The following is an 11614-nucleotide window of genomic DNA, read 5'->3' on the forward strand; positions in this document are numbered from 1 at the left end:
CTGTAGATGGCTCTTACAACGGACCATTAGCCTGCCTAGGATGCTGGCATTCGCCAAGGAAAATATTCATGTACACACCTCGCGCCTTTGCCCTCGACGACTTACCCGAACTGCATCAATTGATCCAGCACACCCGCCTGGCGCAACTGGTGACCTTTGGCGAGCAAGGCCTGCAAGCCAGCCACTTGCCGCTGCTGCTCAACCCCGATGAAGGCCCCAACGGCACGCTTTACGGGCACTTGGCCAAGGCCAATCCGCAGTGGCGCGATTTACAGAATGGCAACGACGCCCTGCTGATTTTTGCCGGCGCCGACGCGTATATCAGTCCGGCGTTTTACCCGGCCAAGGCCGAGCACGGCAAAGTGGTGCCGACCTGGAATTACATCGCCGTGCATGCTTACGGCAAGGCCGAGGTGTTTACCGATGCCGAGCGCCTGCTGGCGCTGGTCAGCGCCCTCACCGACCGCCACGAAGGTAACCGTGCGCAACCATGGAAAGTCAGCGACGCCCCCGCTGATTACATCGACGGCATGCTCAAGGCCATCGTCGGCTTTGCATTGCCCATCGAGCGCCTGATCGGCAAACGCAAACTCAGCCAGAACCGCAGCGCGGCGGACATCGCCGGCGTGCGCGACGGCCTCGCCGCCAGCGCGGACGTGCGCGACCAGACCCTCGCACGCTTTATTCCCCAAGGAGTTTCAGAATGAGCCAGATCGACATCCGCCAGGTCACCGCAGCCGACCACGCCGCCTGGTTGCCGCTGTGGCAGGCGTACTTGACGTTCTACAACACCGAACTGCCGGACGCCGTCAGCCAAAGCACCTGGCAGCGCCTGATCGACGCCAGCGAGCCGACCCATTCGGCACTGGCCTGGCAGGACGGCAAGGCGGTGGGCATGGTCAACTTCATCTATCACCGATCTAATTGGAGCATCGAGAACTCCTGCTATTTGCAGGATTTGCTGGTGGACCCTGCCCAACGCGGCACCGGTGTCGGCCGTAAACTGATCGAGTTCGTCTACGCAACTGCCAAGGCCGACGGCTGCTGCAAGGTGCACTGGCTGACCCACGAGACCAACGCCACCGCGATCCAACTCTACGAGCACATCGCCGAACGCCCTGGCTTCATTCAATTTCGTAAAGGTCTTTAAGGAGCGCAGCATGTCTACTTCCCTCGCCGACTGGAAAGGCGTCCCGGCGCCCACCGCTCAACTGCTCGAAGGGCGCTTTATCCACCTGGAAAAACTCGACCCGGCGCGCCACGCCGATCAACTGTGGCAAGCCCTCGAAGGCCCCGGCGCCGACCCCAAGCTGTGGGATTACTTGCCGTACGGCCCGTTTACCGAGCGCGCCGCGTTCGATGCGTGGCTGAACAACCACGCGGCCAATACCGACCCGTACTTCTTCAGCATCGTCGACCGCGCGACCGGCCAGGTGCAGGGCATCCTCAGCCTGATGTCCATCGTCCCGGCTCAAGGCCGCATAGAAATCGGGCATGTCACCTTCGGCGCGCCGATGCAACGCTCACCCAAAAGCACCGAAGCGGTGTACCTCTTGGCCAAATACGCGTTCGAGCAGGGCTACCGCCGCCTGGAATGGAAGTGCAACAACGGCAACGCCCGCTCCAAATATGCGGCTGAGCGGTTGGGGTTCAGTTTTGAGGGGGTGTTCCGCCAGCATATGGTGGTCAAGGGGCAGAACCGGGATACGGCGTGGTATTCGATTTTGGATTCGGAATGGCCGACGGTGGGCGCGGGGTTTGAGGCGTGGTTGTCGGAGTCCAACCAAACCGCCTCGGGTCAGGTAAAAAGCCTGGCGCAGTGCCGCCAGGCTTAAGCCTTAGTTCAGCTTCTGGGCCAGCACCGCAATGTGCTCCGGCCCGATCCCGCAGCAACCGCCCAGGTGGCTGGCACCGCGTTTCTGCCAGTCCGCGGCCCAATGCAGGTAGCCCGGCGGATCGAGGTCCTCGCGCAACGGATCCAGGCCATCGTTGGCCGTGGCTTCCTTGGGTTGCGGCGGGAAGGCATTGGCGTAGGCGCCGATCTGGATCGACACGCCCAGACGCTCGAAGGTTTGACGCGCCGCGTCGATGGCCGCGCCAATCACTTCCGGCTGGCTGCAATTGAACAACAACACTTGCACACCCAACTGCGCCGCTACTTCGGCCGCGTCTGCCACCGGCTCGCCGGAGCGCAGGCGCGGGACGTCGTCAGTGTCTTCATCTTTCAAGGTAAACGACAGCCAGAACGGCTTTCCATCCTGAGGCAGGCCGGCATGAATCGCCCGCGCCTCGACGATTGAACTCTGGGTTTCCGCCAGCCACAAGTCGACGTGGGGCGCGAGCCCCTGCACCAGTGGGGTGAGCAACTCAGACACGCGCTGTGCTTCAAACAAGTCCGGACGATAGGAGCCAAACAGCGGCGGCAGCGAACCGGCCACCCGCACGTTTTTGCCCGACGCCGTTACCGCACGACGCGCCAATTCGCCGGCCAACGCCGCCAAGGCCTGGCCTTCGGCAGCAAACCGCGCTTCACCGATATGAAACGGCACCACCGCGTAGCTGTTGCTGGTGATCACGTTGGCACCGCTGTCGATATAGGCCGCATGCACAGCCTCCACCGCCTGCGGCGCTTCGCTCAGCGCCAATGCCGACCACTCCGGCTGGCGAAACGGCGCGCCACGGCGCTGCAGTTCACGGCCCATGCCGCCATCGAGAATTACTGTTTCTGCGCCCATATGCTTTTTACTCATAAGCTTATGAAAATAACTCACTATGAGAGTCGTTCTTATAACTATTTAATACGTTCAATTCGCTTCATACCAACTCTTTTTTCTAAAGGTGTCCTTCGTGAAACTTAAACCCCTGCTGGCCCTGGGCCTGATGACACTGGCTGCCTCCACCCAGGCGTTTGGCGGTACGACCCTGGACCGGATCGAACAGAAAAAAGAGCTGGTGGGCGTGCTGATGGAAAGCTATCCGCCGTTCTCGTTTCTCAATGACCAGAACCAGCTGGATGGTTTTGACGTCGATGTGGCCAAGGCCGTGGCGCAAAAATTGGGTGTGAAGCTGCGTTTGGAAACGCCATCGTGGGACGTGATCGCCGCTGGCCGCTGGAGCGGGCGCTACGATATTTGCATTTGCTCGATGACCCCGAGCAAGGCTCGCGCCGAAGTGTTCGACTTCCCGGTGGAGTACTACGCCTCGCCGGCCGTGATCGTGGTCAATGCCAAGGACGACCGCATTCACGCCGCCAAGAATTTGAGCGGCAAGAAAGTCGGCCTCACCAGTGCCTCCAGCTATGAAAGCTACCTGAACAAGAACCTGGTGATCGAAGGCGCCGAAGACACGCAACTGCAGTACCCGTTCGAAGAGGTGCAGATCGCGCCGTACGACACTGACAACGTCGCCTTCCAGGACCTCGGTCTCGGCGCCGGCGTGCGCCTGGACGCGATCCTTACCAACCTGGTGACCGCACAGCCTCGCCTGACCCAGGACAAACGCTTCAAGCTTGCTGGCGAACCGCTGTACTCGGAGCCCAACTCGGTAGCTATCGAAAAAGGCGACGCCGCGTGGGACAGCAAAGTGCGTGAGGTGTTTGCCCAGCTCAAGCAGGACGGCACCTTGAGCAAGCTGTCGCAAAAATGGATCGGCGCTGATATCAGCCGATGAGTTTTCGCACGCGGCTTTACCTGACCTGGGCGGCGCTGTTCGCCCTGTTTGCGAGCTTCTTCCTGAGCTTTGACCTGAAGTTCTCGATCATTCTCGACAAGCTGCCCAACCTGGTCGGCCTGCACCTGGCGCCCAATGGTTTCCTGCAGGGCGCGGCGTTAACGCTGTTCCTGTGCCTGTGTTCGATTCTGGTGTCGTCGGCGCTGGGCTTCGTCACGGCACTGGGGCGCCTGTCCAGAAGCGCGGTGGCGTTTGGCATCGCCACCTTCTACGCCTCGTTCTTCCGTGGCACGCCGTTGCTGATCCAGATCCTGCTGATCTATCTGGGCATGCCGCAACTGGGCCTGGTGCCCGGCGCGATCACGGCTGGGATCATTGCTCTGTCGCTGAACTATGGCGCGTACCTGAGCGAAATCTTCCGCGCCGGCATCCTTGGCGTGCCCCACGGCCAACGCGAAGCCGCCCTCGCGCTGGGCATGCGCGATAACGCGATCTTCTGGCACGTCACCCTGCCCCAAGCCATGCGCACCATTGTTCCGCCCGCGACTAACCAATTCATCTCGATGCTCAAGGACTCGTCCCTGATCTCGGTGATGGGCGTGTGGGAAGTGATGTTCCTCGCGCAATCCTACGGCCGCTCAAGCTATCGCTACATCGAGATGCTCACCACTGCCGCGATCATCTACTGGGTGATGTCCCTCGCCCTGGAATTGATCCAGGCGCGGATGGAACGTCACTTTGGCAAGGGCTATGTTCGGCGCGGGTGAAGTCAGTAGCGCGCGCGTCGCACCCGCCCCCCCCTCTGCAAACCGCGCGCCTTATCGCACAAGACCTGGGAAGTCTCCTGCAATCCAGCGGCACTGCGCCTGACATTTATCCCGCCTGAGCATCGCTAAATTCCCCGCCTCAAATATCAAGAGGTGGGCCTACATGCCGTTCATACACAAACAACTCGCACTGGCGATCATGCTGTCGCTGGGTGTCGCGAGTACTCAAGACGCGCAGGCACGGGGCGATATGGAGCCGGACAGCGAATGGCTTGATTGGATTGTCATGCCCGATGAAAGCCGACAGTTCGAACCGGCCGTCCCAGGGCCAGATGACTTCTACTTCGCGGATCGGGCGACGAGTCGCAACGGCCTGAACGTCGCCCGCGTGCTCGACGCTGCCGTGGATGAACTGTACGCGTCGGACGAAATCAGCGAACAGGCCAAGGACGAGCTGGACGATTACGGCCAGTACCTGTCCAGCCTTGCACCCGGCCAGGTCGGGGCCGCGCTTGAGCAACTGGCCGGCAGCCAAAACGCCAATCTGGGCACCGCCACGCAAAACGCCCTGAAGCAGTTGAACGCCAGCCTGCTCTCGGCAGTACGTCAGTTAGATATGGACACCCGCGAGACAGGCCGAGTTTGGCTGCAGGGCCTGGACAGCGGCGGCAGGCTCGACGCCCAACACGGCAGCGCCGGCTTGAGCCAAAGCACCCAAGGCGTGCTGCTCGGCGCCGACTGGTCAATCGACCACGCGTGGCGAATCGGTGTGGTGGGCGGCAAGTCCGGCAGCGACTTGAGCACCAAGGGTTTCAAGGGTGAAGTGGACAGCTGGCACCTCGGCACCTACGCCGCACGTCAGGACGGGCCGCTCTCGATGCGCCTCGGTGCGCTTTACAGCAGCCATCGCGGGCAGAACAAACGCTCGGTCGATCTAGGCTTGCTCGACTATCGTGAGCAGCTTAGCGGCAAATACAAGGCCCACAGCCAGAACGCTTTTGCCGAGTTGGGCTATCAGTTGGACGCTGCCGGCTGGCGTGCCGAACCCTATGCCGCCGTCGGCTTCCAGCGCTACCAGCGTGATCGTTTCGAGGAAAAAGGCGGCTACGGCGCGCTGAACGTTGGCGCACAAACCCAGCAAAACCTCAGCAATACCTTCGGCGTGCGTGTCTCCCAAGACTTCGCGCTGGGCAACCGCATGATCCTCAAACCGCACCTGAGCAGCAGTTGGAAACACCTGTATGGCAATGTCGACAGCCGCGTGCGCCAGTCCTTCGTCCATGAAAAACGCGAGGACTTCAACAGTGAGTTCACCATCGGCGGCACATCTCTTGACCGCAACAGCCTCGCGCTGCGCACCGGCCTGGACCTGACGCTGTCGGCCGAACACAGCGTCGGCCTGGCCTACACCGCGGAATTTGGCAGCAACAGCCGCAACCAGGGTCTGACGGGCCAGTGGGCGATGGCGTTTTAAAGGCGAAAAAAAAGGGGGCACATGCCCCCCGAGGATTAAACGTTAGTGTCGAAGGCTGTATCAGCCTTCGACTTCAATCAAGATTTCGCCAGGGTTCACCCGGTCGCCCTTGGCCACATGGACAGCGGTCACCTTGCCGGCAATCGGTGCCTGCACTTCGGTTTCCATCTTCATGGCTTCGGTAATCAACACTGCCTGACCGGCCTTGACCACGTCGCCTTCCTTGACCAGCACGTCAACGATATTGCCCGGCATTGCGGTGCTGACATGGCCCGGCTCGCTGGCCTGCTTGCGCTTGCTACTGCCGCCGCCGACAAATTCGTTGAGCGGCTCGAACACCACTTCTTCCGGCATGCCGTCGATGGACAGGTAGAAATGACGCTTACCTTCGGCTTTTACGCCGACACCGGTGATGTCCACGCGGTAGCTTTCGCCGTGTACGTCGATGACGAACTCGGTCGGCACACCTTCGCCACCTGCACGGGCTACGCCGCCGGCTTCAGGGATGGGTAACAACACTTCCGGGGCCAAGGTGCCGGCGTCGCGTTCTTCGAGGAACTTGCGGCCGATGTCCGGGAACATGGCATAGGTCAGCACGTCTTCTTCGGATTTGGCCAATGCGCCGATTTCTCCGCGCAGTTTGGTCATCTCTGGCTTAAGCAGGTCGGCTGGGCGCACGTCGATCACTTCTTCGCTGCCGATGGCCTGGCGACGCAACTGCTCGTTCACAGTGCCCGGCGCTTTGCCGTAGCCGCCTTGCAGGTAGAGCTTCACCTCATTGGTGATGGTCTTGTAGCGCTCACCGGCCAGCACGTTGAAGAACGCTTGAGTGCCGACGATCTGCGACGTTGGCGTCACGAGCGGCGGGAAGCCGAGGTCTTCACGCACACGCGGGATTTCGGCCAGTACTTCGCTCATACGGTTGAGGGCGCCCTGCTCTTTCAACTGGTTGGCCAGGTTGGAAATCATCCCGCCCGGTACCTGGTTGACTTGCACACGGGTGTCGACGGCGGTGAATTCGCTTTCGAACTGGTGGTACTTCTTGCGCACGGCGTAGAAGTACAGACCGATCTCTTGCAGCAGTTCCAAGTCGAGGCCGGTATCGAATTCGCTGCCTTTAAGGGCGGCGACCATCGACTCGGTACCCGGGTGGCTGGTGCCCCAGGCGAAGCTGGAGATGGCCGTGTCGATATGGTCGGCACCGTTTTCGATGGCCTTGAGTTGGCACATCGCGGCCAAGCCGGCGGTGTCATGGGAGTGGATGAAGATCGGCAGGTTCTGCTCGGCCTTCAGCGCCTTGACCAGCTCGCCGGTGGCGTATGGGGTCAGCAGGCCGGCCATGTCCTTGATCGCGATCGAATCGCAACCCATGGATTCCAGTTGCTTGGCCTGCGCCACGAACGCGTCGATGGTGTGCACCGGGCTCGTGGTGTAAGCGATGGTGCCTTGGGCATGTTTGCCGGCGGCTTTTACGGCTTCGATGGCCACGCGCAGGTTACGCACATCGTTCATCGCATCGAAGATACGGAACACATCGATGCCATTCACTGCTGCCTTGGCGACGAAGGCTTTCACCACATCGTCGCTGTAATGGCGGTAGCCCAGCAGGTTCTGACCACGCAGCAACATTTGCAGGCGGGTGTTAGGCAACGCGGCGCGCAGTTTGCGCAGACGCTCCCACGGGTCTTCTTTCAGAAAGCGTACGCAGGCGTCGAAGGTCGCGCCGCCCCAGACTTCCAGGGACCAGTAGCCAACTTTGTCGAGCTTGTCGCAGATCGGCAGCATGTCGTCGGTACGCATGCGGGTCGCCAGCAACGATTGGTGGGCGTCGCGCAGGATGGTGTCAGTAACGAAGATTTTCTTGCTCATTATTATGTTCCTCACAGGCCTGCGTGGGCGGCGATGGCGGCGGCGATGGCCAGGGCCAGCTCTTCGGGTTTGCGCTTGATCGAGTAGTTGGTCAGCTCAGGGTGGCTTTCCACAAAACTGGTGTTGAACTGGCCGCTACGGAATTCCGGGTTACGCAGGATTTCCTGGTAGTAGGCGGCGGTGGTCTTCACGCCTTGCAGGCGCATGTCGTCCAGGGCACGCAGGCCGCGGTCCATGGCTTCTTCCCAGGTCAACGCCCACACCACCAGTTTCAGGCACATGGAGTCGTAGAACGGTGGGATGGTGTAGCCGGTATAGATAGCCGTGTCAGTGCGCACGCCGGGACCGCCGGGCGCGTAGTAACGGGTGATCTTGCCGAAGCTCGGGAGGAAGTTGTTTTTCGGGTCTTCGGCGTTGATGCGGAACTGCAACGCGAAGCCACGGTGTTGGATGTCTTCCTGTTTCACCGACAGAGGCAGGCCCGAGGCGATGCGGATCTGCTCACGAACGATGTCGATCCCGGTGATTTCTTCGGTGATGGTGTGTTCCACCTGAACCCGGGTGTTCATTTCCATGAAGTACACCTCGCCCTCGGCGAGCAGGAACTCCACGGTACCGGCGTTCTCGTAGCCCACGGCCTTGGCCGCGCGCACCGACAGGTCGCCGATGTAGGCGCGCTGTTCAGGGGTCAGCTGTGGGCTTGGGGCGATCTCGATCAGCTTCTGGTTGCGACGCTGGATCGAGCAATCGCGCTCGAAGAGGTGCACCACGTTGCCAAAGCTGTCACCGAGGATCTGCGCCTCAATGTGCTTGGGATTGACGATGCATTTTTCCAGGAACACTTCCGCCGAACCAAAGGCCTTGGTGGCTTCGGAGATGACGCGGGGGAAGGCTTGTTCAAGTTCTTCGCGACTGTTGCAACGACGAATCCCGCGACCGCCACCACCCGAGGTGGCCTTGAGCATCACCGGGTAACCAATGCGGTCGCCTTCGGTGAGGGCTTCGGCGATGTCGGCGACGTTGCCTTCGGTGCCTGGCGTGACCGGCACGCCGGCTTTGATCATGCTGCGGCGCGCTTCGGTCTTGTCGCCCATGCGGCGGATCACTTCAGCGGACGGGCCGATGAACTTGATCCCACGCTCAGCACAGATGTCTGCCAACTCGGCATTTTCCGACAGGAAGCCATAGCCAGGATGCAGCGCATCACAACCGGTTTCCACGGCCAGGTTCACCAGCTTGCGCGGGTTTAGATAACCGGCCAAAGGCTCGGCACCAATGCTGTGAGCTTCGTCGGCACGTTTAACGTGCAACGCGTGGCGGTCGGCGTCGGAATAGACCGCGACCGAGCGAATGCCCATCTCGGCGCAAGCACGCACGATTCGTACGGCAATTTCACCACGGTTGGCGATCAGGATCTTTTTTATCACTTGGAAATTCCCTTGAGCCGATTGCTGCGTTCTTCGACCCCTGGAGCTAGGTCGGCGCGTGACTAAATGTTTCATGACAGTCGCGAGACACACACTAAGCCCCAGCAGGGATTAACAAAAATCAATAATTATTGGGTTGTGTATAAGTAAAGACTTATAGTCACCGCATTACGGCCGGGATGGGTATTTGAATTATGCGTAAGTCATTGATGCGTATGACATTGCGTCAATTGCAGATTTTCAATGAAGTGTGCGATTTACGCTCTTACAGCCGTGCAGCCGAGGAAATGTCTCTGACACAACCGGCCGTCAGCCTGCAAATTCGTCAGCTAGAGGAGCTGATCGGCCAGCCGCTCTTCGATTACGTCGGTAAAAAACTCTACATGACCGAGGCCGCCGAGGCGCTGCAACGGGCCAGTCGTGACATCTTCGGGCGCCTGGAAAACCTCGATATGCAGCTGTCGGACATGCAAGGTTCATTGCAAGGTCAGCTAAAGCTCGCGATTGAATCCAGTGCCAAGTATTTCGTGCCGCACCTGTTTGCCGCGTTCAAGCGCCAGCATCCGGAAGTACAACTGCACCTGACGGTGGTCAACCGCGCCCAAGTGATCCGGCGTCTTTCCGACAACCGCGACGACCTCGTGATTATGTCCATGGTGCCCCAAGACATGGGGTTGGAATTCCTGCCGTTTCTCAACAATCCGATTGTTGCCGTGGCTCCACCCGATCATCCATTGAGTCTGCAGGGGCCACTGCGTCTGCAAGACCTGGAGCCTTACACACTATTGGTGCGCGAACCGGGCTCCGGCACGCGACTGGCCTGCGAGGAGTATTTCAAGGAGAAGCGCGTGCACTTCACCCAGACGGTGGAAGTGGCTTCGGCCGAGGCGCAGCGTGAATGCGTGTGCGCAGGCTTGGGCGTGGCTTTGCTGACGCGCCATGCGGTGAATATGGAACTGGCCACCGGCGGGCTCAAGGAGCTGCCGGTGGAAGAGCTGCCGCTGTACCGCAGTTGGTGCCTGGTACAAGCCAAGGCCAAGCGCCTGTCACCGGTGGCCCATGCGTTCCTGGGCTTTATTCGCAGCGAGCGTGTGCAAATCAGCGCGCTGGCTGAACGCTTCGCTGGGCAGCCGCGGGTGCCTGCCAGTGGAGTTCTGGGTAGTCACTGATGCTCTGGAGCAGTTGGCGCTCCTGGCAACGGTCTTCAATTGCGCGACGGAACGCCATGCGACGCTGGTCTTCCTGCTGACGACGGGTCTTTACGGTGCTGTTGCTGTCTTCGTAGGGACGGGCCATTTGGTGTCTCCCAAAGCGAGTACGGGGAGTACAGGATGGGTCGTAGCGATGACGGTTTAACGGCGCGGGGGTTACAGGACGATGAATCTTCCGAATAGGTAAACAATCCAAATGTGGGAGGGGGCTTGCTCCCGATTACGGTACATCAGCCGATTTCTCTTTGACTGACCCACTGCTATCGGGAGCAAGCCCCCTCCCACATTTTGAGCGTGTATGGCCCTGGATCAGTCGTCGAGGGCTTTGACGGACTTGGGCGACAACCGCAGGCTACGCAAGCTGCGTTTCACACTCTTGAGGTGGTTGACCAGGCTCGGTCCGCGCGCCATGGCCACGCCCATCGCCAACACGTCGATCACCACCAGATGGGCGATGCGTGACGTCAGAGGCGTGTAGATCTCGGTGTCTTCATGCACGTCGATCGCCAGGTTGACTGTGGACAGTTCGGCCAACGGCGTCTGGCTCGGGCACAGAGTAATCAACGACGCGCCGCTTTCACGCACCAGATTGGCGGTGATCAGCAGGTCCTTGGAGCGGCCCGACTGGGAAATACAGATCGCCACATCCGTCGGCTTCAAAGTCACCGCCGACATCGCCTGCATATGCGGGTCGCTGTAAGCCGCTGCTGTCAGCAGCAGGCGGAAGAATTTGTGCTGGGCATCTGCCGCCACCGCGCCGGACGCACCGAAGCCGTAGAACTCCACACGCTGGGCCTGGGACATGGCAGTCACGGCTTTTTGCAGCTCCACCGGGTCGAGTTTCTCGCGCACTTCCATGAGGGTGTGCAAGGTGGTGTCAAAGATCTTGAGGCTGTAATCGGCGACGGAGTCGTCTTCATGGATTGCAAACTGACCAAAACTGGCACCGGCGGCCAGGCTTTGGGCCAATTTGAGTTTCAGGTCCTGGAACCCGGAGCAACCGATGGCGCGGCAGAAGCGCACGATGGTCGGCTCGCTGATGCCAACGCTGTGGGCCAAGTCGGCCATGGAACTGTGCATCACAGCCGCAGGGTCAAGCAGCACGTGATCGGCAACCTTGAGTTCCGATTTGCGTAACAGGTGGCGCGACTGGGCGATATGTTGCAACAGGTTCAAAGGACGGACTCTTGTTATTGG

General features: G+C 60.3%; 12 protein-coding genes. 7 read left to right on the plus strand and 5 right to left on the minus strand.

Going from position 1 to position 11614, the window contains the following annotated elements:
• The first annotated feature begins 68 nt into the window (after positions 1–68).
• From CKW32_RS14295 to CKW32_RS14305, 3 genes are read left to right on the plus strand one after another with little or no spacing between them, the layout of a single operon-like run.
• Entirely contained in the window at positions 69–707 is a 639-nt protein-coding gene (locus tag CKW32_RS14295; protein WP_095185238.1) for an FMN-binding negative transcriptional regulator, read from the plus strand.
• Complete coding sequence (locus CKW32_RS14300; protein WP_095185239.1) at positions 704–1150, plus strand: GNAT family N-acetyltransferase; 447 nt, start codon at positions 704–706, stop codon at positions 1148–1150. The genes CKW32_RS14295 and CKW32_RS14300 overlap by 4 nt, the downstream gene beginning before the upstream one ends.
• A 10-nt stretch (positions 1151–1160) precedes the next feature.
• Positions 1161–1835, plus strand: coding sequence for a GNAT family N-acetyltransferase (locus CKW32_RS14305; protein ID WP_032884476.1), 675 nt, complete (start codon positions 1161–1163; stop codon positions 1833–1835).
• Between the two features lie 3 nt (positions 1836–1838).
• On the opposite strand, the gene CKW32_RS14310 is transcribed toward CKW32_RS14305, so the two are convergent.
• The gene (locus CKW32_RS14310; RefSeq protein ID WP_095185240.1) at positions 1839–2735 is read right to left on the minus strand and encodes a homocysteine S-methyltransferase family protein; all 897 of its coding nucleotides are present in this window, start codon (positions 2733–2735) and stop codon (positions 1839–1841) included.
• Between the two features lie 112 nt (positions 2736–2847).
• Between CKW32_RS14310 and CKW32_RS14315 the strand changes: the two genes are divergently transcribed.
• From CKW32_RS14315 to CKW32_RS14325, 3 genes are all read left to right on the plus strand, one after another.
• The gene (locus CKW32_RS14315) at positions 2848–3669 is read left to right on the plus strand and encodes an ABC transporter substrate-binding protein (RefSeq protein WP_095185241.1); all 822 of its coding nucleotides are present in this window, start codon (positions 2848–2850) and stop codon (positions 3667–3669) included.
• The gene (locus CKW32_RS14320) at positions 3666–4436 is read left to right on the plus strand and encodes an amino acid ABC transporter permease (protein WP_095185242.1); all 771 of its coding nucleotides are present in this window, start codon (positions 3666–3668) and stop codon (positions 4434–4436) included. Before CKW32_RS14315 ends, CKW32_RS14320 begins: the two co-directional genes overlap by 4 nt.
• Positions 4437–4599: 163 nt before the next feature.
• A complete protein-coding gene (locus CKW32_RS14325; RefSeq protein ID WP_095185243.1) occupies positions 4600–5910 on the plus strand; it encodes an autotransporter domain-containing protein in 1311 nt (436 codons plus the stop codon).
• 60 nt (positions 5911–5970) lie between these two features.
• Here CKW32_RS14325 and oadA read toward each other — a convergent pair whose 3' ends face one another.
• Both oadA and CKW32_RS14335 read right to left on the minus strand, forming a co-directional pair.
• Positions 5971–7779 carry a sodium-extruding oxaloacetate decarboxylase subunit alpha gene (gene oadA / locus CKW32_RS14330; protein WP_032884481.1) on the minus strand — a complete coding sequence of 603 codons (1809 nt, stop codon included), beginning with the start codon at positions 7777–7779 and terminating at the stop codon, positions 5971–5973.
• 11 nt (positions 7780–7790) lie between these two features.
• The gene (locus CKW32_RS14335; RefSeq protein ID WP_003213442.1) at positions 7791–9206 is read right to left on the minus strand and encodes an acetyl-CoA carboxylase biotin carboxylase subunit; all 1416 of its coding nucleotides are present in this window, start codon (positions 9204–9206) and stop codon (positions 7791–7793) included.
• Between the two features lie 194 nt (positions 9207–9400).
• On the opposite strand from CKW32_RS14335, the gene CKW32_RS14340 reads away from it, so the two are divergent.
• Positions 9401–10375 (plus strand): LysR family transcriptional regulator, encoded by a 975-nt coding sequence (locus CKW32_RS14340; protein WP_032884482.1) that lies wholly within the window; start codon positions 9401–9403, stop codon positions 10373–10375.
• On the opposite strand, the gene CKW32_RS28595 is transcribed toward CKW32_RS14340, so the two are convergent.
• Both CKW32_RS28595 and hexR read right to left on the minus strand, forming a co-directional pair.
• A complete protein-coding gene (locus CKW32_RS28595) occupies positions 10305–10502 on the minus strand; it encodes a PA3496 family putative envelope integrity protein (protein ID WP_081797576.1) in 198 nt (65 codons plus the stop codon). The genes CKW32_RS14340 and CKW32_RS28595 overlap by 71 nt on opposite strands.
• Before the next feature lie 224 nt (positions 10503–10726).
• Positions 10727–11593, minus strand: coding sequence for a transcriptional regulator HexR (hexR, locus tag CKW32_RS14350; RefSeq protein WP_003177007.1), 867 nt, complete (start codon positions 11591–11593; stop codon positions 10727–10729).
• Between the last annotated feature and the right edge of the window lie 21 nt (positions 11594–11614).

The sequence above is a fragment of the Pseudomonas sp. Irchel 3H9 genome (genome assembly GCF_900187495.1).
GTDB classification, from domain to species: Bacteria; Pseudomonadota; Gammaproteobacteria; order Pseudomonadales; family Pseudomonadaceae; genus Aquipseudomonas; species Aquipseudomonas sivasensis.

What these genes read in the sequence shown, in the direction of transcription:
- CKW32_RS14295 (WP_095185238.1), top strand. Translation starts at nt 69, where the DNA reads ATGTACACACCTCGCGCCTTTGCCCTCGACGACTTACCCGAACTGCAT.
- CKW32_RS14300 (WP_095185239.1), top strand. Translation starts at nt 704, where the DNA reads ATGAGCCAGATCGACATCCGCCAGGTCACCGCAGCCGACCACGCCGCC.
- CKW32_RS14305 (WP_032884476.1), top strand. Translation starts at nt 1,161, where the DNA reads ATGTCTACTTCCCTCGCCGACTGGAAAGGCGTCCCGGCGCCCACCGCT.
- CKW32_RS14310 (WP_095185240.1), bottom strand. Translation starts at nt 2,735, where the DNA reads ATGGGCGCAGAAACAGTAATTCTCGATGGCGGCATGGGCCGTGAACTG.
- CKW32_RS14320 (WP_095185242.1), top strand. Translation starts at nt 3,666, where the DNA reads ATGAGTTTTCGCACGCGGCTTTACCTGACCTGGGCGGCGCTGTTCGCC.
- CKW32_RS14325 (WP_095185243.1), top strand. Translation starts at nt 4,600, where the DNA reads ATGCCGTTCATACACAAACAACTCGCACTGGCGATCATGCTGTCGCTG.
- oadA (WP_032884481.1), bottom strand. Translation starts at nt 7,779, where the DNA reads ATGAGCAAGAAAATCTTCGTTACTGACACCATCCTGCGCGACGCCCAC.
- CKW32_RS14340 (WP_032884482.1), top strand. Translation starts at nt 9,401, where the DNA reads ATGCGTAAGTCATTGATGCGTATGACATTGCGTCAATTGCAGATTTTC.
- CKW32_RS28595 (WP_081797576.1), bottom strand. Translation starts at nt 10,502, where the DNA reads ATGGCCCGTCCCTACGAAGACAGCAACAGCACCGTAAAGACCCGTCGT.